Raw genomic sequence first — 25447 nt, forward strand, 5'->3', positions numbered from 1 at the left:
ACTAAGCGTTCGGTTGTAACGATGCCATCACTTGTTTTAATTGTGTCACTGATTTTTGGAAGAGTTCTTTTTCAGCGGCATTTAGATTCAATTCAATAATGTCAGTCACACCTTGATTGCCAACGACTGCAGGAATCCCTGTAAATACATCTTGTTGCCCATATTGCCCATCTAAGTAAGCTGAGACAGGTAAAATAGCTTGTTCATTATTTAAAATGGCTTTAACAATGCGTGCAGTACTCATACCAATCCCATAATAGGTCGCTTGTTTGCGATCGATAATTTCATAAGCTGTATTTTTCACTTTATCAGAAATGATTGGTAAATCGTCACTAGTTAAGCGCTCTGTTGTATCCACAATTTCTAAAATAGGTTTGGTACCAATCATGGTATGAGACCAAACAGCCACTTCAGAATCCCCGTGTTCGCCAATAATATAGCCGTGAACATTGCGTGGATCAATCGCTAAACGTTGAGACAGTTCTTTGCGGAAACGAGTTGTGTCCAAAGTTGTACCAGTTCCAATTACTCTTGAGACAGGTAAACCAGAAGCTTGCCAAGCCACATAAGTCAGTACATCGACAGGATTTGAGGCAATCACTAAAATTCCATCAAAACCAGATTTCATGATATTGTTAACAATTGTTTTCATAATTTCTGCATTGATTGAAACCAAATCTAGACGACTTTGCCCAGGTTTTTGATTAGCGCCAGCTGTAATCACGACGATATCGGCATCTTGGCAGTCTTGATAGTCGCCAGCCCAGACGTTTACATTTTCTTGACCCCAAGACACACCATCTAATAAGTCAATTGCTTCGCCTTCAGATTTGGCTTTGTCAATATCAACTAAGATTAATTCATTCGCAATCCCTTGGTTGATCATGGAATAGGCAATACTTGTGCCAACAAAACCAGTACCAATAATTGCGACTTTTTTGTTAAATACTTTCATCGTTCATCTCTTCTTTCTGTAATATTTCTTTCTTAGTGAATTATATCACGAACTTTTTAGGTGTAGTTATACCAATCTGTAATAGTCTTTATTAACAATTTAAATAAGGGAAGCGTGCTTTTTTTGTTATGATAAGAGTAGGAAAATAGAGGAGATAAGGAGGCAAAATGACAACGACAACAGTATATTATGCAAGCAATAATGAAAAACAGCCGAACTGTTTTCAACTAGTTATCGGTAGCTTTAGCTATGAACTTCCAAAAATAGAAATCTACGAAATCCTGGAATGTGTCGCTTCAGCATATGGCTATCAAAAAGAACCATTCATTGAAGAACAAACAGAATGTTTTGTTAAAGGCAACCGTTGTATACATGTTTCCCAACAAGCGACGACGTTGACTTTTGTTGTGAATGATCTGCGTTTAGTAATGGAAAAACAATGCCGGAATCACGAAGAAGTCTTTCAAGAAGTCAATCATATTTTATTGAATATTTTTGAGGAGACCCCTTGTGTTTTTCTCGAAAAGTAGGAAAGAAGGATTAAGATGAAACAGGTGAAAATAACAACTACCTCAGATTTGATTAATGGCGGCTGCAATGCCTGTCCGAATGTGAAGTGTACGAATTATCTTGTTCATGTAGAAGATGAAACAATTGCGTTAGAAACACTAACCGTTGCAGATTTAGTAACTTTATTAGCACTCAAAGAAGGGTTTCGTCAAAAATTAGTTATGGAAATGTTCGAAGAATATACGGTGTTTGAAAGGGAAACTCATCAAGTTGTATTCAAGGAAGAGGAAACGAGAATTCTTTTTCAATCAAAAAAACAGACCATTCAAAGCACTCTTTTGTCTAAAGAGCCACAACAAGTGTTCCAAGAAACCCAGCAAATTTTACACCAACTATTTGAGTTAGAACCTTTTGAATTTGAATTGGTAGAGGAAACTGATGAATAAAAAACAGGAAAACGATTTAGCGAAAGCTAAGTCGTTCTCCTGTTTTTTAGGTTTGTCGTTCACGAATTTTTTCAACGATTCGGTTATAAACTTCAGAGAAGGAAGTATTGGCATGGTGATCGGTCTGGACAATGAAAATTTTTCGAGAAGCAAAGGACTGATCAATTGGTTGCCAAGGGATCTCATCGGAAATAGATAATCGAGAAACAATTGATTGCCCAATGTTATTTTTTAGCAATTGTAACAGGACTTCGTTGTTGTTTAATTCGATAATTGGTAAGTTGATGCTGTGTTCGTTGAGATAAAGCTCATTGAAAAAACGTAAGCCAGAGTTCTTTTCTCTTAAGAGCCAAAATTTTGAAGCGGCATCTCCTGCTAGAACTAGTTGATCTTCATAAACAATTTCTTTGTGTAGATTTTTGGTTTCAATGGGTTTTTCAATTAGTCCAATGTGGGCATGATTATTTTGAACCATATCCACGACTTCGTTTGAATTCATCAGTTGAATCGAAAAGTTGATGAGTGGAAAAGCGGTAACCAAACTCTCCATAATATCTGGCAATAAATAAATAGCAACTGTATTTGAAGAGGCTATAATGCAGTCTTCTTTAAAATTCTCTTTTTCTGCAGCTTGCGCAAAAGAAGTAGTTAAGCTTTCAATAATCGAGAGCATTTTTGGATATAAAAAATCAGCTTCTTTGGTAGGAATAACCGATTGTTTTCCATTACGATAGAACAGCTTGATCGAAAAGTGTTGCTCTAATTTCTTGATTTGCAAAGAAACAGTTGGCTGAGAAATATACAATTGTTTGGCCGCCGCACTAAAATTTTTGGTTTCATACACAGCAATAAATGTTTTGATCCATTCGAACATAAAATCGCCTCTTTCTATTTACTATCTTAATAGTTGGTATTGCAAATATTTATTTTACAAATATAAATATTTCATTTAGTATAATAACATACTTTTGATTAATATCAATAATAATAAATAAAGACGGAGTGTGACTACATAATGGTAGAAAGTGCGAAAAAATTCTTGCGGAAAGTCCCGATTCCCATTTGCGGACTAATTTTAGGGATGGTTTCTTTGGGGAATTTACTTTATTCCTTGGGATATGCAACAATTGGGACCATTTATTGTGTACTTGGCAGTCTCTTAATGATTTTAGTTATTTTAAAAATTATTTTTACAATGAAACATGCATTAAGCACCTTAGATGATCCAATTATTGCTTCGGTATCACCAACATTTACAATGGCTTTAATGGTTATCTGTGTTTTCTTAGATCGGATATTTACCAATGCTGCTTGGATTAATGTGTTGTGGATTGGCGCAGTGATTTTACATTTTATTTTAATGATTTATTTTGTAGCGGTGCATATTTTTCCAACAAAAATCGAATTGGAACACATTTATCCAAGCTGGTTTATTACGTTTGTCGGCATTGGCGTTATTCCTAATACTTCTCAATTGTTTATCAATGAGTTGGGAAAAATTGTTTTTTGGGTAGCGTTGTTCTTTTATTTACTCTTGTTACCAATTTTAATCAAGAGAATTACGAAGTCGAAAGAAATGCCTGAATCGACCATTCCTTTATTGACGATTATGACAGCGCCAGGTTCGTTATGTTTAGCTGGCTATATTTCAATGGGTGGTCATTTGTATATGCCATTAGTTGTTTTCTTGCTAATTTTATCTCAATGTATTTATGGGATTGTAGTTGTGAATCTATATAAAATTATGCAAGTGACATTCTATCCAAGTTATGCTGCCTTTACATTCCCATTAGTGATTTCTGCGACAGCATTAGTCAAAGTTAAACCTTTATTTGCAGAAAAGGTAGGCCTAACGAGTCTGCTAAATATTTTGTCTACTTTTGAACTTTTATTAGCTGTGGCTATTGTAAGTTATGTGTTCATTCGATATTGCATTTTTTTATTCCAAAGAGAAAATAACACGAAAAAAGTGGAATTAAATTAAAAAAAAAGAGAGGAAGCAAAGAGGTGAAGAAACTATTAATTACTGGAGGAGCTGGCTTTATTGGTTCTAATTTGGCTAATTTTTATAGTCAACAGTATCAAGTTTTTGTGATTGATGATTTGTCCATGGGGCGAGTGTCAAATTTGCAACAAACTGAGCAGTTGGTTTTTATTAAAGGAAGTGTGACGGATCAGCAATTATTGGACGAAGTACTTTCAAAGCATTCGTTTGAGTACATCTTTCATCTTGCGGCTGTGGCAAGCGTGGCAAGTTCTGTGGCACAGCCTCTAGAGACCCACGAGGTCAATTTTTTAAGTGTATTGAAAATACTGGAATCAATAAAAAAATATCAAAAAAAGCTCAAACGTTTTGTTTTTGCTTCGTCGGCAGCCGTTTACGGTGCAGAGCCAACGTTGCCTAAAAGAGAAACTTCGGTGATTTGCCCTTTGAGTCCCTATGCTATTGATAAGTTTGCTGCTGAACGTTATGTTCTCAATGAATACCATTTACATGGGGTACCCACAAGTGCAGTTCGCTTCTTTAACGTCTATGGTCCCAATCAAAATCCTGCTTCACCCTATTCTGGTGTCCTGTCCATTTTGATGGATCGTTATATCCAATTAGAGCAAGGGCAAGCGAGCCAATTTCAAATATTTGGAGATGGTCAGCAAACACGTGACTTTATCTACATTGAGGATGTCCTAACTGCATTAGATTTAGTAGCAACCAAAAGTGAAGCGTTGGGACATGTTTATAATGTGGGTACCGAAGTTGCCATTTCCCTTAATCAATTAATTGAAGAAATGAACCAATTAGTGGGACTTTCTTTGCCAGTTTCTTATCAAAAGGAACGAGATGGCGATATAAAATATTCTCTTTCAGATAGTTCTGCTTTGAAAGGCTTAGGTTTTTCACCCGTTTATTCAATTCAAGAAGGACTTCAAAAATATCTTAAGTTTACCCATAATACCCAAAATAGATAAAAAAAGACGAGACTTATTTGTTAAGTCTCGCCTTTTTTTGTGCAAATGTTTCGCCCCAATGGCAAAGTGAAGAGAGGGCATCATAAAGAGCATATCCTTCCGGAGTGAGCGTATATTCCACACGAGGGGGCAGTTCGTTAAAGGATTCTCGATGGACTAGGCCATCTTTTTCCATTTCTCTCAAGCGATCTGTCAGGACGCGCTGAGTGATTCCGTCGAGCGCACGCATCAATTCACCGTTGCGCTTGGTTCCTTGGAATAATTCATCCATTAATGATAATTTCCATTTGCCGTTAATGGTGGAAAGGGCTAAGTTGATACTGGTTTGTTTATCAGTTGTCATAGTTTCTCCTTGTGACACGTAATGGTTACTTTTTTCTTCCTAGGTGAATAAAAAGTGCGTACTTTTTTTCTCCATCATAGTGAGTAATAATAACTATGTCAAGTAAGGCAAGAGGAAGGAAGAAGAAATATGATGTATCAAGATGTTGTTCGCAGCCGCCGCTCAGTTCGGGATTTTATGCCAGATGTTGAGATTCCAAAAGAGGAATTAATGGCCATAATTGAGGAAGCGATGTTCGCGCCAAATAGTACCAATTTAAATTCATGGCGTTTTTTAATTGTCACAGAAAAAGAACAAAAAGAAGCCCTTTACGAAGTTTCGATGCAACAACCAGCAGTTAAAGGGGCAGCGGCGGTGATTATTTTATTAGGTGATTTGACTGCTTATACAGTGGCCAATGCAGATGAAATCAGTGCTAAAGCTGTCGCACAAGGAACGATGACGGAAGAAATTCGTCAAGGAATTAATGAAAATGTTTCTTGGTACTATGATGTTAGCGAAGAACAAAAAAGAGAGTGGCTAATGTTAGACCAAGGCTTAGTTGCAATGCAGCTGATGCTTTCTGCAAAAGATCGAGGCTATGATACAGTGGCGATGTCTGGGTTTGAAACGGAAGCTGTTCGCAAGTTATTTAATATTGAGGATCATTTAGTGAACGGACTGATTATTCCGATTGGTAAAGCTCAAACACCCGGCTTTGAAACAGTCCGACGAGATGTTTCAGAAGTAGTAACTTGGTTAGACTAAAAAGCTAAACAGTTCTGTAACTGCTGTTTATTAGATTTTGAGCGTGGAACAAACATCCAAAGTGATTGTTGTCCCACGTTCGTTTTTTTGTTGATCATCCGCTTTTGAGAATGGCCAGAGAAGACGTTTAGTGAACCAATTTTGAAAGAAAGTGATACACTAGAAGAAAAAGAAGTGGGGCGACCTTATGCGTTATGTCATAATGCAGTCACGAGATATTCGTGAAAATTTAGCAACGGAAGATTATCTATTAAACACTCTCTCTTTTGAAGAGCCCTTAGTGTTGTTTTATATTCAGGAACCCTGTGTTATTTTAGGCCGAAATCAAAATGCTTATGAAGAAATTGACTTAGCTTATGCTAGAGAGAAGGGAATCGTTATTACTCGCCGTTTATCGGGCGGTGGTGCTGTTTATGATGATCTCGGGAATGTCAGCTTTAGTTTTGTTGTTCAGGAAGGACATCAAGCTTTTGGGGATTTTAAAGCGTTCACTAAACCAATTATTGAAGCATTACATAAAATGGGCGCAACGGGGGCCGAGATTAGCGGTCGCAATGATTTATTAATTGATGGGAAAAAATTTTCTGGCAATGCCATGTATACAAAAAAGGGGAAGATGTATACTCATGGTACCTTGATGTATGATGTTGATTTGGCAGAAGTTCAACGTGTTTTAACTGTTTCTAAGAAAAAAATTGAATCAAAAGGGACAAAATCTGTTCGGGGACGCGTAACCAATTTACGGCCGTACTTAGACGAAAAATATCAACAATTAACCATTGAGGAATTTCGCAATCGTTTACTGATGGAGCTCTTTGATGTCGAATCTCTAACTGAAATTGCTGAGAAAGAATATGTCCTAACCAAAGCAGATCAACAGGAAATTAGGAAATTGGTCGCTGAAGTGTATGGCAATGAAGCTTGGATTTTTGGTGAAGCGCCTAAATTTACGATCAAAAAAGAAGAAAAGTTTAAAGGCGGCATCGTGGATGCACGTTTGACTGTTGAAAAAGGTAAAATAATTGAGTTAACGATTTATGGTGATTACTTTGCCAAAAAAGAAACAGCGGAAATCGTTGCGGCTTTATTAGGTGTGGACTATCAGTATTCATCAATTTGGCAAGCATTAGCAGCGTTTAACTTTGAAGACTACTTTGTAAATATCACCAAAGAAGAATTTGTTCATTTATTGGTGGATTAATAAACGTGCTGGGACAAAAGTTAAAGAATCTTTTGTCCCAGCACGTTTATTTAATGATGGTTGGCTCTTGCTAGAAAAATTTCCCATGAACGTCCCAATTGCCAGTATCTTTGGCTTTTTTCAATGTTTGCATGCGACGGAAGCCAACAGGATGATCGGATAAGAAGTTACTCAATTTAAGCCAGATGGTATCATCATGTAAATCAATACTGTGAAAGTATTCTTCTAAATCCACACGACTGCCCATGTATTTTCCTGAAAATAAATAAATCATGCTTAAAGCACCTTCTTCGGCGTAGTATAAACCTGCGCGATCAGCGGTATATTCTTGCGTTCTTGTAAAACTTTTATCTAACGCAACTGGTTTCAAAATAATGGATAACATTAGCCGCCATAAATTAGTGTGCCCACATTTATGGTGTCCTAGCTCGTGTGCCAAAATAAAGCGAATCAGCGAAAAATCGCCTGTATTGTACGCGATATCCAACAAATCACTGTGAATGACAACATAGCGTCTGTGTAAAGAGCATTTTGCCGCAAAAGCGTTTAAGACACCATTCCCGTTGATTAAATAAAGACGTGGCATCCTTAATTTTTTAGTGCCAAAGCCCATTTCTTTTGCCAAATCAATATACAAGGAATAAATTTCTGGTAACTGATTTTCTGTAATTTCCACTCCGTTAGAAGCAGTATCCATGTACATATAACGAATGGTAAAAAAAGCAATGACTGGCGCAATTGGTGCAATTAAGACAATTAATAACCAGTCAGGAATCGGCAAATCACTCAATATCAATAAAGCAACTAACCCCAATGCGAAAAACAATAAAACAAAACCAATGATAATCATTGGTACTTCAAAACGATAACGTAACTTAGCAACAGAAATTTCTTTCTTTTTTTCCTGCGGTTGACACATAAACATTCCTCCCCAAACATTTCCCAAACACTTTTTCAAATAAAATGACTTACCTGTTACTTCTAATATACCATTGGTTAATCGATAATGACAATGGTGGGAACTTGAATAAAGGTAATTATATCAAGTGATTAATGAAAGGGACTCGTTGTACGCAGGGAATTGGTCTATCTTGATTAAATAAAATTTTAATAATCTAACTGTTTTAGACGTAATAAAGTAGTTTCTGGAGTTAATTTTTTAATAACATACAAACGCAAAATCGCATGTTCAATTTTTTGTTCTTCTGGCGATAGCTCCGAATTTATATAGGATAACTTCTCGATTAAATAGGTTAAAAATGAGCCAGCGCCTTGGCTACCCACTAAAAAGCTCATTTCTTCCGTTTCGGTTAATTGTTGTTTTTTTAAGTGGTATATTTCTTGTGCAAGTGCCCCCGAGATAATGATTTCATCTGTTTGCTTGTTCAAATTTGTTAGTAAGTCGCTTTTTGTTGCTACTGTAACAGTTTCCATTGCACTCATCCTTTGCTTTTATATGATACATCTAGTATAACATGGTCTCACTTTTTTTTATTTTTCCTCTTGCTCTGGTACGCGTTTCATAAGGTAAGCTAGGTGTATCAAAATATTGGAGGGTATGAAAATGAATGTTATAGTGGAGATAAGCGATAGACTTGGTATGGATTACTATTTTGTCTCGGTGACTACGACGGCCAAAAGTCTGCAGTTAAATAGTCCCAAAAAATACTATAAGATTTGGCATCAAGAAATTCCGTACCATCAGATAACGGAGTGGCACTTGACACAGCAGGAGGATATTCAGGAAATTTCTTTTGCTTGGCAGGAGACCTTTTATCGTTTTGTTGATTACGGGACAGGGATTGTGCCTTATTTAACTCAATTTTGTAAAGTAATGAGGTGAAAGTATGACAACAATTCGAGAAATTGCGCGCCTTTCAGGATCTTCAGTTACGACTGTTTCGCGTGTGATTAATCATCATCCGTATGTTTCTGAAGAAAAACGACTGAAAATCCAAGCAATTATCGATGAGTTGGGCTATAAGCCCAATATATTAGCGAGAAATCTTAGCTTTGGGAAAAGTAATACATTAGGTGTCATGGTTCCTTATACGAATCAACCTTATTTTGATGCTATTTTAAGTGGGATTATCCACCAAGCATTTCAACAAGGGATGATGGTCAGTTTATTACCAACGGATTATGATAAAGAAGTTGAAAAAAGTTACTTGGAAAAAATGGCCACGGGTGCGTTTGATGGCATGATTGTTTTGTCAAAGGCAAATCCTTTAAGTGTGTTTGCTCCGTATAAAGAGCAAGTTGTTTTTTGTGAAAAAATAGAAGACCCTAGTTATGCTAGTATCTATATCGATCGTTTAACCGTTTATCGGCGGGTCTTCCAAGCGTTGAAACAACAAGGATGTAGTGAAGTGGCAATTACGATTAACCGTGCACCAGAAAAAAGTACAAGCGCACGCTATTTAGTTGACGCATATCAGGAAATTTATGGAGCGATTCCTGAAAATCGGTTATTTAAGGACTGTTTAACCTATGAAGATGGGTGTGAAGTAGGACGTCACTGTGGGCAAGATCCAACGCTACAAGCGGTTGTGACCAACGGTGATGAAATTGCCGCAGGGATTCAAGCCGTTATTGAAAGACCACTCTTTTTAGTGGGACAGGAACAAACTTTATTAAGTGAAATTTTAAATTTTTCAACAATCTGTCATCCATTAATGGAATTAGGGGAAAAAGCCACACATTTATTTCAAGAAAAACGGCCGAAAACGATTCAATTGACTTCTACATTTATTAATCGACAACCAGATTTTTCTTTTTCTTAGAAAAAAGCTGGTTGTTTTTTCTTTGGTAGAATAAGGTTTTTCACTAAAAAATAAAAAAACTTACAAAAAGTAAGACGAAAAGCTTTACTTACTTTTAGTAAGGTAGTATAGTAAGCATGTAAACAAAATTAAATGAATTTACTGAGGAAATTCGAAAGGATGAACATATTATGTCAAAATTTACTGAAATGATGAAAAACCGTCGTTCAATCTATGCTTTAGGAGAAAACTTACCAATTTCAAAAGAAGAAGTAACTGCTTTAGTAAAAGAAGTTGTTAGAGAAAGTCCAACAGCTTTTAACTCTCAAACACAACGCGTGGTGTTCTTATTCGGCGATGCTCACAAAAAATTATGGGCAATGACTGAAGATGCCTTAAAACCATTAACTCCAGCAGAAGCATTTCCAAACACACAAGCTAAATTACAAGGTTTTGCAGCTGGTGCGGGTACAATTTTATTCTTTGAAGATACAGATATCGTGAAAAACTTACAAGATAGCTTCCCATTATATGCGGATAACTTCCCTGTTTGGTCTGAACAAGCAACTGGTTTAACACAAGCGAACGTTTGGACTGCCTTAGCGCAAGAAAATATTGGAGCAAACTTACAACACTACAACCCAGTCATTGACGAAGCGGTTGCTGCAGAATGGTCAATTCCTGCAAACTGGAATTTGCGTGCACAAATGGTCATTGGTTCCATTGAAGCGCCAGCTGGCGAAAAAGAATACATGGAAGATAGTGCTCGTTTTAAAGAATTCAACTAAATCATTGCTTTAGTAAAACGAAGAGGAAAGGAGTGAAAGCAAATGGTTCAAGCATTACCAAGTAATATTGGGATTCAACAAGTCACTTTGAAAGTGGCTGATTTAGATAAAATGGTAAACTTTTATACGAAAACAATTGGCTTAAAACTTTTAAAACAAGGAGAGGGACGTGCTTGGCTAGCGCCACAAGGCACCAACGATGCAATTCTTGTCTTAAAAGAACTAACAGCTGGGGAAGAAAATCAGGGTACCACTGGCTTGTACCATATTGCTTTCCTGCTACCAACCCGCAAAGATTTAGGCAATATGTTGCTGTGGCTTTTGCAGGAAAATGTGCAAATTGGCGCAGCAGATCATGGCTATAGTGAAGCCCTTTACTTAAGTGATCCAGAAAATAATGGCATCGAAATTTATTGGGATAAACCAGAAGAAGTCTGGGATATTCGTCCAAATGGTGAAATTATCGGTGTGACAGAAGAATTAGACGGTGATAGTTTAGCTGCAGAAGCTGACGGTCACTGGCTAGGAATTTCCGAAGGTTCTAAAATTGGGCACATTCATTTGAAAGTGGCCGATTTAGATGCCACTGAAACGTTCTATAAAAACTTAGGGTTTGGCTTAAAGTCTAACTTTGGTCAACAAGCGAAGTTTTTTGCAGCGGGTCAGTACCATCATCATATTGGGACAAATACATGGAGCGGCAAACAGCTGCCAACGATTCAAGAAAATCAATTTGGCTTAGAAAATTACACCTTCCGTTTGCCAACTGCGGCAGATTTAGAGATAGTCCAAGCCAATGCGGAAGAAGCAAAGTTACATTTTATTGCCAAAGATCATTTACTTGCGTTAGAAGATCCTAGCGGCATGATTATTCAATTTACCTATTAAAACCACTCTCAAACTAGCCCTTCGTTAGAAAATGAAGGACTAGTTTTTTTGTCTTTTTTGCATTATTTTGCATTTGTTTGCAAAATAATGCAAAAGATGCTATCTTTACTTAGAAGAGGTGAGGAAGCATGTTGATTGAAGAACGTTTAGCCAAGATTCAAAAAATAGTGAATGAACAAAAAAGTATTTCCATGGAAGCGTTAGCGGAGCAAGTCTCCGTTTCAAAAGATACTATTCGACGAGATTTAATTCGTTTAGAAAAGGAAGGACATTTAAAGAGAACGCACGGTGGCGCTATCTCAGTGCAGTCTGAAGCAACTATTTATGATTATGCTCAACGAATAATGAAGCATCCAGAGAAAAAACAAGCCATTGCCCAAAAAGTTTGGGCAAATATTCCCAAACAAGCGTCCATTTTTTTTGATTCATCAACCACGGTGGAAGCAGCTATTCGAGCGATGGAAAATAGTCCGATTCACGCGATCACGAACTCTCTCAGTCATGCGCTACTTCTAGCGCAAATGGATCAGACAAAAATTACAGTATTACCTGGGCAACTGCATAAACAACAACTCTTTTTGTTTGGGGCAGAAACAGTCGCTAAGGTTGGGGAATTTGCCCCCGACTATACATTATTAGGTGTGTTTGCGTTATCTGAACAAGGATTATTTATTCACACAGAAGAAGAAGGTCAAGTCAAACGGCGAATGATTCAACAAGGCAAACAAGTCATTGCCTTAGCAGACCAAACGAAATTAAACAAAACGGGTTTATTTAAAATTTGCGAATTAACAGAAATTGATTGTTTAGTGACAGATACACGACCTGATGAAAAATTCTGTGAGCAGTTAGCGCAAGCAGGCGTAACGTTGATTGTCGCAGATGAATAATGGAGGATAATAATGAAGCGAAAAATTAATTATACACATATTGCTGAACCTACTGTTTTTGAGAATGTTTTTCCAACGTATTTGACGAATGAAACGATGATGGCGCGTAAGCAGAAAGTATTACAACGAATGGAAACAGAAAAATTCGATCAATTGGTCTTCTATGCAGACAAAGAGCATGGCAGTAATTTTGAATACTTAACTGGCTTTATTCCGAGGTTTGAAGAAGGACTCCTTGTGTTAAATAAGGATGGTGCGGCGACAGTTATTTTAGGCAATGAAAATTTAAAACTGTGCCAACATGCCCGCATCTCAGCCGATTTAATTCATTATCCAGCTTTTTCGCTACCGAATCAACCAATGGCTGGGGAACAAAAGTTGTCGCAGATTTTTGAAACGCTTCTCGATGAAACTGCTCAAAAAATAGGTATCGTTGGGTGGAAAATGTTTACAACACAACAGCAAGAACCTGCTACGATGTTTGATGTGCCACATTTTATTGTCGAAGCACTGAAAAAAGCGCTGCCGAAAGAAGCTCGTTTACTAAATGGGACCCACTTATTGATTGGAGCAAAGGGGGCCCGCACAACAAATAATGCTAACGAATTGGCGCACTATGAATATGGGGCGAATTTGGCTTCTCGCAGTATGTTAAAGGCCTTAAATGCAATTGAAATAGGACAGCGTGAAACGGACATTGGGGCTTTGTTAAATGATGAAGGTCAAACGCCGACGGTAGTAACCATTGCGGCAACTGGTCAACGTTTTGAATATGCAAACATGTATCCGACTGCCAAAGAAATTCAGTTAGGTGATGCCTTATCATTAACTACAGGCTACAAAGGCGGCTTGTCTAGCCGAACAGGTTTTGTTATTGAAAACGAGCAGCAATTGCCAGAAGCGCAACGTGATTATTTAGAACGCGTAGCAAAACCCTATTTTCAAGCTGTCGTTCACTGGCTTGAAACCATTCGAATCGGACTGTTAGGGCGAGAAATGTACCAAGCGATTGAAGAACAGTTACCAAAAGAAATCTATCACTGGCATTTGAATCCTGGGCATTTAGTTTCGGATGATGAATGGATGTCGTCGCCTATTTATCCAGATTCAGCCATTCGCTTGGAAAGTGGCATGCTCTTTCAAGTGGATATTATTCCTTCTGTACCTGGTTATACAGGGGTGAGTGCAGAAGAATGTGTGGCTTTGGCTGATGAAACACTGCAAAAAGAGATTCAGCAAACTTATCCAGACATGTGGCAACGGATTACGACACGCAAAGCCTATTTAAAGGAGACATTGAAGATTGACTTACCAACGGAGGTTTTACCAATGTCTAATTTAGTTGGTTACTTACGGCCTTTTTATTTAGCTAAAGACAAAGCTTTGTGTGTAGAAAAACCAGCGCTTAAATGAATAGGCTCCTTTTTTTGAGTTTCTTTTGGGCCTTATTTATAATCAATATAGCGAAGGAAGAATACCAGAAGAGAGGCGTGATGGTAAATGCACTATCCTGAACATCTGAAAAAAGCAGTTTTAGCTAAAGCGAAAGACTTACCATTAGAAGGTTTTGTGGAAGGTCAAGGTCCGCAACAGCCAAAAGTGATGCTGATTGGGGAAGCCCCTGGAAAAGAAGAAATTAAAGAAAACGTACCATTTATAGGGCGTTCAGGTCAATTGTTGATGGAACAATTACAACAAGTTGGCTTAAGTCGTGAAACGGTGTATATCACCAGTGCGGTTAGGAGTCGGCCTTTTTCTGTAAAAACGAAGCAGATTGCAAAAACGGGAGAAAGAGTAACCAAGTTTCCTAATCGAACGCCCACCAAAGAAGAAATCAAAATTTTTGCGCCTTTGCTTGATTGGGAAATCGCTGTTTGCCAACCTGAACTAATTTTGACACTGGGGAATATTGGGTTGCAACGACTTTTAGGACCAAAGCCAACAATCACTGCAGTGCACGGAACGGTCATTCAGTCGCCCATTCAAACATTTGATGAGCAATCACAAAACTATCATTGGACGCAGAAAACCTATCAAATCATTCCACTCTTCCATCCAGCGGCTGTCTTTTATAATTATCGTTTAAAAGAAGTCGTGAAAGAAGATTGGCAAGTGGTTCAAAAACAACTGCAACTGCTTAAGAAAGTTTAAAATGAGAAAAATAGAAGGATGGTTGTTTTTTCGAAGAGAGAATGCTACCCTAGAAGTATCAATAAATAGACAGATTATTTAATCGCTGGGTTGAATAATTGAAGGATTCTGATTTTTGCGTAAGCCTTGAAGCAAAAAGAATGAGTCCTTTTTTTGTTAGAAGGAGATTTGGGTATGGAGCAAACACAGCAAAACCATTTTACTGCGTTGTTTTATAAAAATGTTCTGTTAGGAATTTTAAGTATGGCGGCGCAATCAATTTTTATTTTGGCGGACACATTTTTCATTGCAAATGGGATCGGCACCGAGGCATTGGCGGGGCTTAACATTGTCTTACCACTCGTTAATATTATTAATGGATTAGGTTGGATGTTTGGCGTTGGCGGCGCTACGTTGTTTTCGACCACGGTTGCGCAAAAAGAAATCAAAAAAGCCAATCAGTATTTTAGTTTAACGATTGGGTTAGTTTTCGTTATAGGGAGTCTCTTTACTTTAGCGAGCTTGATTTTTTCCGATCAAATTATTCGGGGACTTCAGGGGACCGGTGTCTTGTTTGGTTTGGCAAAGGAATATTATATGATTTACCTTAGCTGTTCATTATTATTTATTTTAAACAATTGCCTGATTACTTTTTTAAGAAATGACCATAATCCTCGTTTGGCAACGATTGCTTTTGTCAGTGGGGGAATTGTCAATATTATTTTGGATTATGTCTTTATTTATCAATTTGGGTGGGGCATGGCAGGCGCGGCCATTGCAACGGTGATGTCACCGTTAACAAGCTTAATCCTGATTACGTTGCATAAGTGGTCGCCGCAACGAGTTTTACGTTTTGAAAAGTTTAAAGTGAAATTTCAGGATGTTCGAGAAATTATGTCGATTGGTTTTTCTTCCTTTTTAAATGAATTTTCTTCGGCCTTTGTCATGTTTTTATTTAATATTGTTTTGTTAAACTTAGTTGGTCATGTGGCGATTTCAGCTTATGCGATTGTTGCCAATCTCAATATTATTGTGATTGCCATTTTTACAGGGATTGGGCAAGGGGCGCAACCATTACTCAGCCGATACTATGGTTTAGGGGAAACGAAGGTGTTGCGTAAATTTGTTAAACTTAGCTTTATTACGTATTTGGTTGCCGGCTTCCTGTTCTTTTTAATCAGTCAAGTGTTTACGGGACAAATTATTGAGGTCTTTAATAGCGAAGGGAACGACCAGTTGGCGCAAATTGCTAGGACAGCCATCCGCTTATATGCGATTTCCTTCTTGTTTACAGGATTGAATTTTATGGGGATTTATTACTTTTCGGCAGTTCGTAAACCGAAAATGGCACTAATGATTTCCTCTTTGCGTGGGTTCTTTTTAATTGTGCCAGTTTTATTTATTTTGGTGAAATTACTAGGATTAACCGGTGTTTGGTTAGCCATGCCTGTGGTTGAATTTGTTACGTTTGGACTAATGCTTGTGGGCTACCTTGCGTATCGAAACTATTTGAAAAAAAGAGAAACAGTAACCTGATGTTGGTTACTGCTTCTTTTTTGCTTAGTTTACATAGTTTTCAGTTAAAGTCATGAATTGTTCCACATCTTTTAGGACTTGATCAATGCCGGCTTGCCAGAAATCAGGTTTTGTTAAGTCAACATTTAAATGTTTTTTCGCTAATTCTTCGCTTGTCATCGAAGCAGTGTCTCTTAATAACGCAATGTATTGGTCTTCAAAAGAGCTGCCTTGTTGATTGGCATACGCATAGATACCCATGCTGAATAGATAGCCAAAAGTATATGGGAAATTATAGAAAGGCACATCATCAATAAAGAAGTGCAATTTGCTCGCCCAGAAATGAGGATGATAACTGCCAAGACTATCTTTGTAGCTTTCTTTTTGCGCCGCTAACATTAATTCAGTAATATCTTCTTCCGCTACTAAACCTTTTTGGCGCGCTTGATAAAAATTATTTTCAAAGATAAAACGTGCATGAATGTTCATAAACATGGCAATGGCATTTTGCATTTTTGTGTCTAAAAGGTTAATCTTTTCAACGTCTGATTTGGCCTCTTTTAAGGTAGCGTCAGCAACAATCAATTCTGCAAAGGTACTAGCTGTTTCTGCTACGTTCATGGCATACTCTCGATTCAATGAAGGTAAATCCCACATCACGCTACTATGGAAAGCGTGACCTAATTCATGGGCTAAAGTAGCTACTTCGTTGATTGAATTGCCAAAGGTCATGAAAATCCGCGACTCTTGTGTTTCAGGTAATTCTGTACAATAACCCCCAGGACGTTTGCCTGGACGATCTTCAGCTTCAATCCAACTTTTTTCAAAAGCCATTTGGGCAAAATCGGCCATTTTCGGACTGAATTTACGGAAATTTTCTAAAATAAAGGCAGCGGCTTGATCAAAGGAATACGTTTTTTCTTCTAAATCACCTAAAATAATTGGTGCATCTTGGTCTTGCCAATCCATTTTTTCTTTGCCGAATAATTGCGCTTTGCGCGTTAAAAAGTCGACGAATGGTTGTTTATTTTTTTGGATGGTTTCCCACATAACCGTTAATGTTTCTTGACTCATTCGATTATAGTTTAAGGGATTTTCTAAATAATCTGTAGTGCCATGCAATTTGTAATCAGATAAACGGAACCCATCTAAGTGATTTAGGGTGTCTGCTAAAATTGAAGCTTTGCCACTCCAAGCTTTCTCCCATGCTGTAAACAAACGTTGACGAACCTCTTTGTCAGGATCTCCCATCATGCGGTTAAAGGCTTGGCCTGCAGATAGTTCTGTCACAGAGCCATCTTTTTCTTCAAAAGGAATCACGATGGAAGCAACAATCGTATCGTAATGTGTACTCCAAGCATTTAACCCATCTAGAGAAAGCGTATTGATGATATTTTCTTCTTGTTCGGAAAGCAGTTTTTTTCCATCACGGCGTAATTCATTTAAGCGAAAAGCCATTGTTTTAAACGGTTCTTCGGCTAACAGGGCTTGCCAATGTTCAGCTGAAATCTCGGTGATTTTTTTAGTAAAAATGGTTTCAGCTAATTGAATCGCTGGCAACAGATTGTATAAATCGCCTGATAAAATTTTGGCCTTGGTATCATTAGTATTAGCAGAAATTAAAGCAGTTAAAAAACTATTACATTGTGAAAAGCCATTTGAGATTTTCCCTTGTAACGTTAAGATTTCAGCAAATTGTTCTTTGCCTTGGGCACTTTCTGGTGTCCATTCTGTGATTAATTGATGGTACTCTTTTGTTTGTTCGGTTAATTGAGTCATTCGTTGGCTAAGTTCTTTGGACTCGCTCCCATTGGGGAAAATACTGTCTAAATCCCATGTAATAGAATAGGTCATATCCAATCCTTCTTTCATTTTTTTCTTTTCAGTATATCATAAGACCTAAGAGAAGTTGTTTCTTTTTCCCTCGAAACCGACTATAATAAAAAAGAATTTTCCGTGGCAGGCACGGGGCAACTTGAAACCAAGAAAAGAGGATTATATGAAAAATTATTTGAAAGATAGTAATTTATATTTAGTCATTGCGTTTGTTATTATGGCCATTTTATTTTTCAGTTCATCACAGACGTATGAACAGCAATCACAAGTTGGTCTTTTAGATAAACTTCTGAGCAGTCATCCTTTTGAAGAACAATTAAAAAATATTTCTTTTCAATATGCTGGCAGTGAAGTGAGCATTCAAGCTAGTGGTTATAGTAAATTTGTTGAATTTTTTATTCGTAAGGGAGCCCATTTTGGTACGTATTTTCTATTAGGTGGTAGTTGGTTTATTGGATTAGTACCAAGAATCAAAGGTCTGTTTTTAACAGCTGTTGTTTCCTGGCTAGCTGCTACTGGCTATGCAGGTTTAGATGAATTTCATCAAATGATCACAGGCGGAAGGACCCCTCTTTTTCAAGATGTTATGTTGGATGCCATGGGTGCTTTGACAGCCATCGTTATTTGTTTGGTGGTTCATGGTTTGAAGAAAAATAAAAAAAGAAGACGCTAATTTAGAAGAGCTTCGTTTATTCGTCAGAACGGTGGGTAAGCGAGGGTCTTTTTTTGGTAGCGCTTGTTCCTAACTGAAAAGAAGAGTAGAATATAGGAGAATAGTAACGAAAAGTCAGGAGGAATCAAGGATGTCAGGACACAGCAAATGGAGCAACATTCAAGGGCGTAAAAATGCACAAGATGCCAAACGTGGGAAAATTTTCCAAAAAGTTTCAAGGGAAATCTATATGGCGGCAAAAGCAGGTGGCCCTGACCCCACAATGAATCCTGCTTTACGTTTAGCAGTCGATAAAGCTAAGTCAGCCAATATGCCCAATGATAATATTGCGCGCGCCATAAAAAAAGCCAGTAGTGCTGGTGAAGGGGAACATTATGACGAGGTAACTTATGAAGGATACGGGCCAGGTGGCGTGGCAGTTTTAGTTCATGCACTAACAGATAACCGCAACCGAACGGCCACCAATGTTCGCGTCGCGTTTACTCGAAATGGTGGCTCTTTAGGTGAAACGGGTTCGGTGAATTATATGTTTGATCGTAAAGGCTATATTGTCATTAAGCGAGAAGATCATGCAATTGAGGAAGACGATATGCTAGAAGTCGTTTTGGAAGCAGGCGGCGAGGATTTAGAAACATCACCAGAAGTATTTGAAATTTACACAGCACCAGAAGATTTTACAGCGGTTCGCGATGCTTTAGAACAAGCAGGTTATTCATTAGCACAAGCTGAATTAACAATGGTTCCGCAAACCTTACTAACCTTGAACGATGAACAAAAAGCGCAATTAGAGCGTTTGGTTGACAAGTTAGAAGACGATGATGATGTGTCAGAAGTATTTACCTCTGCAGAAAATCTATAAAATAAAGGGATGCTTGGCATCCTTTTATTCATAAAATGAAAGCGGATACAGAATGGAGGGCATTTTGAAAAAGAGAATTTGTTTACAAGCAATCAGGGAAGAAGCGGAAGCCTATTATCGTAACGGTGATTTTTATTGCTCGGAAGCGATTGTGGCGACCATTCGGCAACACTTCGATGCGGAGATTCCCATTGAAGCTGTGGCCATGGCTTCTGGGTTTCCTGTAGGTGTTGGAGGAGCGAAGTGTATTTGTGGTGCTCTTTCAGGCGGGGTTATGTGTCTGGGCTACTTTTTTGGTCGGACAGAAGCCAAAGGAGAACAAGTAAATAAAACGATGGCTTTAGCCAACGAATTGCATCAAAGTTTTCGACAAAAGCATCGAGTGGTTTGCTGCAGTATTTTGACAAGTAAAATGACGATGGGTTCACCTGAGCATATGGAACAATGCATTGGCTTTACTGGAGAAATCGCTGAAACAACCGCAAAAATTATTGCACGAGAACTTGCTTACGAATTAGTCTAGTAAAAAATGAGAGAGGAGCAACCAGATTCATTCACCTGAATCTGGTTGCTCCTCTCTCATTTAATGCGTAATCAATTAACCAAGTACTTTTTCATAAGCTTCCACTTGAGATAAGACACGTTGGAGCTGTAATTCATTTTCAATATAGTTGATTGAATTACCTAAATCTTCTTGGCGGTTTGTTTCTAAACGATCGACTTCTTTTTTTGCTTCGTTCAATAAGTGTAGAACTTCTTCCTTAGATAACATGTACTCACCTCCTTGCGCAGTTCATCTACTATTAGTGTACTCCTTTTTTTCAAAAAAGGGCAATAATAGGATATTAAAAAACAAAAATAGCGGTCCTAACCGCTATTTTTGTTTACTCATGGCGTTGTTGTGCTAAAATCGCTTCGATTCGTTCTCTTTGATCTGCCAAAAAGTGAGGCAAATAAAGGGGGATTTCATCAAAGTTTGAGCTTTGATTTTCATAGGCTTCGGCATCTAGCAGGCCTTTTTGTGTGGCTACTTCAAATAACAAGTGGTTCGGTTCTCTAAAATACAATGATTTGAAAAATTCGCGGTCTTTAACTCCTGAGTTTGTAAAATTCTTTTCCTCTAACAGGCTATCAACTTGCGTTAATTCTTGCGTATCTTCCACCCCAAAGGCGACGTGATGAACGCCACCAATTCCTTCAATGGCAAGCGGATTGGTACGGTCATCAATGATATGAACCTCTTGATAAAACTGTGGATGATGATTTTCCAGAACGGTTACTTCATGTGCAGTTTCAAAAAAAGGTACTGTTTCTTTTTCATGCCAATGTAAATAATCCACTAAAGGTTGTTTGGTAGCTGCGGCATATTGGACGCGTAATTGAATTGCATCAATGCCTAAAATTGCATGTTCTACTGGAATTTCAGCATGCTCAGCTGGAAAATAATCTTCCGCATTTTCAAATTCACGTAACGGAACAAGCGCCATTTGCGTATTATCGGGCGCTTCAAAACGCAAAATTGGGTGTTGGTTAAATGTTTCCACACCATAGTGGCAGATACCCGCTTGCTCAAGACGTTCTGCCCAAAAATCCAAAGAGGTGCGCGTTGGTACTTTTAAAATAGTTCGTTCAATCGTATTTGTTCCAAAGGATTGATCTTGGCCATCATTCAATTCAAAAAAAGTTAATTCGGTACCTGTTCGTTGCTCATTATCTGAGAAAAACAAGTGATACATGGTGTGATCGTCTTGGTTGATCGTTTTCATTAGTAATTTTAATCCCAGTGTATTATGATAGAAGTCAAATGTAGGCTTTATCAATCGATTTAAAATAGAGATGTGATGAATTTGTGCATACATAGTAAAATTCCTTTCTTGGAGGTTTATTAAATGAAACAATTTTTTCAAAAAGGGTCGAAACCTAATCAATTAGTTGTCGCTTTCCATGGTACTGGTGGCAATGAATATCAATTATTAACGACCATCGCAACCCTTTATCCAGAAGCGAGTGTTCTAAGTTACTTAGGAACAGAAGGTGTAGGCGAACAGCGACGCTTTTTTGCGCCATTAGTCAATGGAGCATTACCTCGTGCTAACTTTGATGAGCGAGTGACGGCGTTTCTAGAAGAAGTTTGGCAACCGCAAAAGTTATACGATGAAGTTATTTTTATAGGATACTCTAACGGTGCCAATTTTATTTTAGGCCTGTTAGAAAAGAACCCGACTATTGCTAACACTGTTATTTTACTGCATCCAAGCAATTTAGGCTATCAATATGTATCTGGTGAGTTTGCGACAAAAGTGATTGTCACAACAGGGGCTCAGGATGAGTTGAGTATTCCGGGACAAGTTCTTTCTTTAGCTAATCAATTAAAGAAACATTTCCCAGTCGACTTTTTGCTCGTTGATGGCGGTCATGTCTTATCAGAAGAAGAAGTAACGAAAATAAAAGAAGTTCTTTAAAAAACAAGCTGCAACCTTTGCTAATAAGTGGTTGCAGCTTGTTTTTTTCATGTGTGTTTAAATGATTTAGTTCTTTTTATTAATGAAAGCTTCCGCAAGGGCAAAGTCTCCTGCGTAAGGTTCATCTACGCCGTTTACTTTTTGATAAAGGTCGGCGCCTTTACCAGCTAAGACAATCGCATCATCAGCCGTTGTGCTTAAAGATAATGCGTGAGCAATTGCTTCGCCACGATCTAAAACGGTGTAAACAGGCATTTCTTTGGTAATATGGGCTTGAATTTCTTGGCAAATTTTTGCTGGATCTTCACTGGCTGGGTCATCGGTTGTTAGGACTGCAACATCAGCCAATTCAGAAAGAACCCTACCAAAGTCTTTGCGGCGAGAAATCGCTTTGTCTCCCGTGCTACCGACAAGAACAATTAAGCGGCCGTCAGGATGTTCTTCGCGGACAAAGGTTAAAAGATTCTTCAAACTATCATAGTTATGAGCGTAATCAACATAGACGGTTGCACCGTTGGTATTCGTTAAAGATTCCATCCGGCCAGGGACGGTGGTTGCTGCGATCCCTTGTTGACACTCTTCTTTTGAAGCTCCCACAAGGACACTAGCAATCGCCGCACTTAACGCATTACCTTTGTTAAAATCACCACCTAAACGAAGGTGATAAGAGCCGGCCAATCCTAACGCATCTGCAGGACTTTCAACGATAAAACGTAAGGAATCATCTGAAGAAACAGCGAATGAATAGTCAACTTCTGAAGCTGGCTGACTGCCATAGACAATGGCAGGGACTTTTTGCTGTTGTGCGGTTTCTTTAAGTAATGGAAAATAATCAGCTTCGTGATTCAACACAATGACTTTAGAATGTGTAATCAATTGACGTTTGCAATAAAAGTAATCGTCAAAGGTTGGATGTTCAATTGGACTGATATGGTCGGGGGTAATGTTTAAAAAAATGCCGACATCAAAAAATAACTTGTAGACACGATTAGTTTTGTAGGCTTGGGAAGAAACTTCCATAATAAAATGAGTCATCCCGTTAGCAACAGCGGTTGCCATCATTCGATACAAGTCCAAAGATTCGGGTGTAGTCAAGGCAGATTTAAAGAATGTTTTGCCATCTAATGTCGAATTCATGGTAGAAAGCAAGGCTGTTTTTTGTTGTGTAGCAACATCTAAAATATATTTGGTGAAATAAGCCGCTGTTGTTTTACCTTTGGTTCCAGTAAAGCCAATCAGTTTTAATTTATTTTGTGGATAATCATAAAAAGCCATGCTTAACACAGCCATTGCTTTTTTAATGTCAGTCACGATAATTCCTAGTTGCGCCGGAACCTCATAAGGCACCTCAGAAACATAGATTTCTAGGCCGTCTTTTACAGCATTTTCTAAATAGATTTCTTTAAAGTTTAATCCTTTACAAAAAAAGAGTGTTTCTGCTGTTACGTCTCTCGAATCGTAAGAAAGAGCCGTTACTTCTCGTTGACCTAACGTGTCGGAAAGGGTCAAGTGCCAGCCTTCTGGTGAAATAAATTCTTTTAATAAATCTTCTTTTTCTAAGCAATCGCGAATTGCGAATAATGAAATCGTCACTTTTTTTGCCTCCAAACGTTTCAACGAAATTTCAAAACTGATGTCATTATAGCATTATTTTTCTTTTAAAAAAACCATCTCGTTAGCGTGAGAAAATCCATGAGAAATGTTAAAATAGGATAATTCTTCGAGAAAGTCGTTGCATATCCCAAGATGAACAATTAAAATAAAGAAAGCATACTCAAAGAATATTGGAGGACAAAATGATCAATCAACCAAATTCAGTTGATCAACCAATCCTGACGAACCAAGAAAAAATGGTCAAAGGCTCAGCTTGGATGACAGCTAGTAATATTATCTCCCGCATGTTAGGGGCGATTTACATCATCCCCTGGTACGCTTGGATGGGCGAGCACGGAAACGAAGCGAACAGTTTGTTTTCAATGGGGTATACGATTTATGCCTTATTCCTAATGATCTCTACCGCCGGAATTCCAGGTGCGATTGCCAAGCAGACCTCGCATTATAATTCATTGAACGAATATAAAATTAGTCGACAGCTTTTTTATCGTGCCTTACAACTAATGGGTGGCTTAGGTGTGGTTTTTGCTATTGTGATGTATTTGGCATCTCCGGCATTAGCAGCTTTGTCTGGCGGAGGTCCTGAATTAGTTCCAACAATGCGTTCATTAAGTTTAGCCGTTTTAGTTTTCCCAAGCATGAGTGTCATTCGCGGTTATTTCCAAGGAAATCAAGAAATGATGCCCTTTGCTTTATCACAAATTGTTGAACAAGTAGCACGAGTTTTTTACATGTTATTAACCGCCTTTATTATCATGAAAGTCTTTGAAGGTAATTACGTTACAGCGGTGACCCAAGCCACTTTTGCGGCATTTATTGGGATGCTCGCAAGTTTTGCGGTTTTAGGTTATTACATGTACAAACAAAAACCATTATTTGATTATTTAGAAGAACACAGCGCCAATGAACATGAAATTGCTCCAAAAGAGTTATTGATTGAAACTTTTAAAGAGGCGATTCCTTTTATCGTAGTTGGCTCAGGGGTGACGGTCTTTAAACTTGTCGATCAGTTTACTTTCTCAAACTTTATGCGTTTGTTTACGGATTATTCAGATACCCAATTACGAGAGCTTTTCGGTATTTTTAATGCCAATCCGGACAAATTAACCATGATTGTCGTGGCTTTAGCGACTTCGATTTCGGCTACTGGATTACCGTTGATTACAGAAGCGGTCACCTTAAAAAATCACCGTGAGTTAGCGCGTTTGATTAGTAATAATTTACAACTTTTTGTGTTTGTAATGTTGCCAGCAACGTTCGGTATGATTGTTTTAGCGCAACCACTATACACTGTTTTTTACATGCCAGATGCTTTAGGCACTTCTTTATTAGTGCAAGCTTGTTATGCTAGTTTATTCTTGGGCTTGTATATGTTAGTGTCAAATATGTTGATGGGGATGTATGAAAATCGTGACGCAATGCGTTATTTAGGAATTGGTTTAGCAGTGAAATTAATCGTGCAATTCCCCGCAATCCGTTTATTTGAAGTTTACGGTCCGTTATTAGCAACGATGATTGGCTTTACGGTTTCTTGCGTATTGATTCTAAGAAGAATTCGTCAAGTGACACGTTTTAATTACAAATTAACCTTACGGCGAACATTGTTAATGTTCTGTATTACAGTCATCATGATGATTATCGCTTTGATTTTCCGTCAGTTCTTGTATCTATTTTTAGATCCAACTAGACGTTTCCAAGCTTTCATTATCGTTGTAATTGTGGCTGCTGCAGGAGGCGCTTTTTATGGCTATTCGGTCTTGAAGATTCGCTTAGCTGATCGTTTATTAGGGAAAAATGCCGCAAAATTACGTGCAAAATTCAATATTAAATAATAGCTGATTGAACTCCTTTCAGCAGATTC

Annotated in this window: 28 protein-coding genes; 19 read left to right on the forward strand and 9 right to left on the reverse strand. The window is 38.0% G+C overall.

Going from position 1 to position 25447, the window contains the following annotated elements; all coding sequences use genetic code 11:
- Position 1: 1 nt before the first annotated feature.
- Positions 2–955 carry an L-lactate dehydrogenase gene (locus IGK96_RS01920; protein WP_002358635.1) on the reverse strand — a complete coding sequence of 318 codons (954 nt, stop codon included), beginning with the start codon at positions 953–955 and terminating at the stop codon, positions 2–4.
- Between the two features lie 167 nt (positions 956–1122).
- Here IGK96_RS01920 and IGK96_RS01925 point away from each other — a divergent pair, with 167 nt between their 5' ends.
- Both IGK96_RS01925 and IGK96_RS01930 read left to right on the forward strand, forming a co-directional pair.
- On the forward strand, positions 1123–1485 hold the full coding sequence (locus tag IGK96_RS01925; RefSeq protein ID WP_002382941.1) for a DUF4809 family protein: 363 nt from the start codon (positions 1123–1125) through the stop codon (positions 1483–1485).
- 15 nt (positions 1486–1500) lie between these two features.
- A complete protein-coding gene (locus IGK96_RS01930; RefSeq protein WP_010828524.1) occupies positions 1501–1911 on the forward strand; it encodes a DUF4809 family protein in 411 nt (136 codons plus the stop codon).
- Positions 1912–1957: 46 nt separating this feature from the next.
- On the opposite strand, the gene IGK96_RS01935 is transcribed toward IGK96_RS01930, so the two are convergent.
- Positions 1958–2785 carry a LysR family transcriptional regulator gene (locus IGK96_RS01935; protein WP_002358639.1) on the reverse strand — a complete coding sequence of 276 codons (828 nt, stop codon included), beginning with the start codon at positions 2783–2785 and terminating at the stop codon, positions 1958–1960.
- Positions 2786–2926: 141 nt separating this feature from the next.
- Between IGK96_RS01935 and IGK96_RS01940 the strand changes: the two genes are divergently transcribed.
- Both IGK96_RS01940 and IGK96_RS01945 read left to right on the forward strand, forming a co-directional pair.
- Complete coding sequence (locus IGK96_RS01940) at positions 2927–3895, forward strand: TDT family transporter (protein WP_002355462.1); 969 nt, start codon at positions 2927–2929, stop codon at positions 3893–3895.
- 23 nt (positions 3896–3918) lie between these two features.
- Positions 3919–4878 carry a GDP-mannose 4,6-dehydratase gene (locus IGK96_RS01945; protein WP_086317634.1) on the forward strand — a complete coding sequence of 320 codons (960 nt, stop codon included), beginning with the start codon at positions 3919–3921 and terminating at the stop codon, positions 4876–4878.
- A 13-nt stretch (positions 4879–4891) separates the two neighbouring features.
- On the opposite strand, the gene IGK96_RS01950 is transcribed toward IGK96_RS01945, so the two are convergent.
- Complete coding sequence (locus IGK96_RS01950) at positions 4892–5239, reverse strand: winged helix-turn-helix transcriptional regulator (protein WP_002355464.1); 348 nt, start codon at positions 5237–5239, stop codon at positions 4892–4894.
- Positions 5240–5350: 111 nt separating this feature from the next.
- Here IGK96_RS01950 and IGK96_RS01955 point away from each other — a divergent pair, with 111 nt between their 5' ends.
- The gene (locus tag IGK96_RS01955) at positions 5351–5968 is read left to right on the forward strand and encodes a nitroreductase family protein (protein WP_002355466.1); all 618 of its coding nucleotides are present in this window, start codon (positions 5351–5353) and stop codon (positions 5966–5968) included.
- Between the two features lie 187 nt (positions 5969–6155).
- A complete protein-coding gene (locus tag IGK96_RS01960; RefSeq protein ID WP_002389569.1) occupies positions 6156–7169 on the forward strand; it encodes a lipoate--protein ligase in 1014 nt (337 codons plus the stop codon).
- Between the two features lie 70 nt (positions 7170–7239).
- On the opposite strand, the gene IGK96_RS01965 is transcribed toward IGK96_RS01960, so the two are convergent.
- A complete protein-coding gene (locus IGK96_RS01965; RefSeq protein ID WP_002382951.1) occupies positions 7240–8094 on the reverse strand; it encodes a M48 family metallopeptidase in 855 nt (284 codons plus the stop codon).
- A 182-nt stretch (positions 8095–8276) separates the two neighbouring features.
- Entirely contained in the window at positions 8277–8612 is a 336-nt protein-coding gene (locus IGK96_RS01970; protein WP_161975023.1) for a hypothetical protein, read from the reverse strand.
- 115 nt (positions 8613–8727) lie between these two features.
- Here IGK96_RS01970 and IGK96_RS01975 point away from each other — a divergent pair, with 115 nt between their 5' ends.
- The 8 genes from IGK96_RS01975 to IGK96_RS02010 all read left to right on the forward strand — a co-directional run bounded on the left by IGK96_RS01975 (position 8728) and on the right by IGK96_RS02010 (position 16163).
- Positions 8728–9012, forward strand: coding sequence for a hypothetical protein (locus tag IGK96_RS01975; protein ID WP_002366136.1), 285 nt, complete (start codon positions 8728–8730; stop codon positions 9010–9012).
- Positions 9013–9016: 4 nt separating this feature from the next.
- A complete protein-coding gene (locus tag IGK96_RS01980) occupies positions 9017–9952 on the forward strand; it encodes a LacI family DNA-binding transcriptional regulator (protein ID WP_002361227.1) in 936 nt (311 codons plus the stop codon).
- Between the two features lie 170 nt (positions 9953–10122).
- Positions 10123–10719, forward strand: a complete 597-nt coding sequence (locus IGK96_RS01985; protein ID WP_002355475.1) for a nitroreductase family protein — start codon at positions 10123–10125, stop codon at positions 10717–10719.
- Positions 10720–10761: 42 nt separating this feature from the next.
- Positions 10762–11607, forward strand: a complete 846-nt coding sequence (locus IGK96_RS01990; protein ID WP_002358647.1) for a VOC family protein — start codon at positions 10762–10764, stop codon at positions 11605–11607.
- A gap of 128 nt (positions 11608–11735) precedes the next feature.
- Positions 11736–12497 (forward strand): DeoR/GlpR family DNA-binding transcription regulator, encoded by a 762-nt coding sequence (locus IGK96_RS01995; protein WP_002375902.1) that lies wholly within the window; start codon positions 11736–11738, stop codon positions 12495–12497.
- A gap of 12 nt (positions 12498–12509) precedes the next feature.
- Complete coding sequence (locus IGK96_RS02000; RefSeq protein ID WP_033624812.1) at positions 12510–13910, forward strand: M24 family metallopeptidase; 1401 nt, start codon at positions 12510–12512, stop codon at positions 13908–13910.
- An 87-nt stretch (positions 13911–13997) separates the two neighbouring features.
- The gene (locus IGK96_RS02005) at positions 13998–14648 is read left to right on the forward strand and encodes a uracil-DNA glycosylase (protein ID WP_002355481.1); all 651 of its coding nucleotides are present in this window, start codon (positions 13998–14000) and stop codon (positions 14646–14648) included.
- Positions 14649–14822: 174 nt separating this feature from the next.
- The gene (locus IGK96_RS02010; protein WP_033624813.1) at positions 14823–16163 is read left to right on the forward strand and encodes an MATE family efflux transporter; all 1341 of its coding nucleotides are present in this window, start codon (positions 14823–14825) and stop codon (positions 16161–16163) included.
- A gap of 24 nt (positions 16164–16187) precedes the next feature.
- On the opposite strand, the gene IGK96_RS02015 is transcribed toward IGK96_RS02010, so the two are convergent.
- Complete coding sequence (locus IGK96_RS02015) at positions 16188–18014, reverse strand: M3 family oligoendopeptidase (RefSeq protein ID WP_002399760.1); 1827 nt, start codon at positions 18012–18014, stop codon at positions 16188–16190.
- A gap of 127 nt (positions 18015–18141) precedes the next feature.
- Between IGK96_RS02015 and IGK96_RS02020 the strand changes: the two genes are divergently transcribed.
- From IGK96_RS02020 to IGK96_RS02030, 3 genes are all read left to right on the forward strand, one after another.
- Entirely contained in the window at positions 18142–18651 is a 510-nt protein-coding gene (locus IGK96_RS02020) for a VanZ family protein (protein ID WP_002366143.1), read from the forward strand.
- A gap of 130 nt (positions 18652–18781) precedes the next feature.
- Positions 18782–19510, forward strand: a complete 729-nt coding sequence (locus IGK96_RS02025; protein WP_002409141.1) for a YebC/PmpR family DNA-binding transcriptional regulator — start codon at positions 18782–18784, stop codon at positions 19508–19510.
- Positions 19511–19562: 52 nt separating this feature from the next.
- The gene (locus tag IGK96_RS02030; RefSeq protein ID WP_002384891.1) at positions 19563–20033 is read left to right on the forward strand and encodes a C-GCAxxG-C-C family protein; all 471 of its coding nucleotides are present in this window, start codon (positions 19563–19565) and stop codon (positions 20031–20033) included.
- A 75-nt stretch (positions 20034–20108) separates the two neighbouring features.
- On the opposite strand, the gene IGK96_RS02035 is transcribed toward IGK96_RS02030, so the two are convergent.
- Entirely contained in the window at positions 20109–20282 is a 174-nt protein-coding gene (locus IGK96_RS02035) for a hypothetical protein (protein WP_002355495.1), read from the reverse strand.
- Positions 20283–20394: 112 nt separating this feature from the next.
- Positions 20395–21369: a ring-cleaving dioxygenase gene (locus IGK96_RS02040; RefSeq protein ID WP_085442994.1), complete on the reverse strand. Its 975-nt coding sequence runs from the start codon at positions 21367–21369 to the stop codon at positions 20395–20397.
- Positions 21370–21399: 30 nt separating this feature from the next.
- Between IGK96_RS02040 and IGK96_RS02045 the strand changes: the two genes are divergently transcribed.
- Complete coding sequence (locus IGK96_RS02045; RefSeq protein WP_071646562.1) at positions 21400–21972, forward strand: alpha/beta hydrolase; 573 nt, start codon at positions 21400–21402, stop codon at positions 21970–21972.
- Positions 21973–22038: 66 nt separating this feature from the next.
- Here the strand turns inward: IGK96_RS02045 and IGK96_RS02050 are convergent, their stop codons facing one another.
- On the reverse strand, positions 22039–23565 hold the full coding sequence (locus tag IGK96_RS02050) for a UDP-N-acetylmuramoyl-L-alanyl-D-glutamate--L-lysine ligase (RefSeq protein WP_002363136.1): 1527 nt from the start codon (positions 23563–23565) through the stop codon (positions 22039–22041).
- 203 nt (positions 23566–23768) lie between these two features.
- On the opposite strand from IGK96_RS02050, the gene IGK96_RS02055 reads away from it, so the two are divergent.
- Positions 23769–25418, forward strand: coding sequence for a putative polysaccharide biosynthesis protein (locus tag IGK96_RS02055; RefSeq protein WP_002364837.1), 1650 nt, complete (start codon positions 23769–23771; stop codon positions 25416–25418).
- Positions 25419–25447: the final 29 nt, after the last annotated feature.

It is taken from the genome of Enterococcus sp. DIV0682, assembly GCF_051712685.1.
GTDB lineage: Bacteria > Bacillota > Bacilli > Lactobacillales > Enterococcaceae > Enterococcus > Enterococcus faecalis.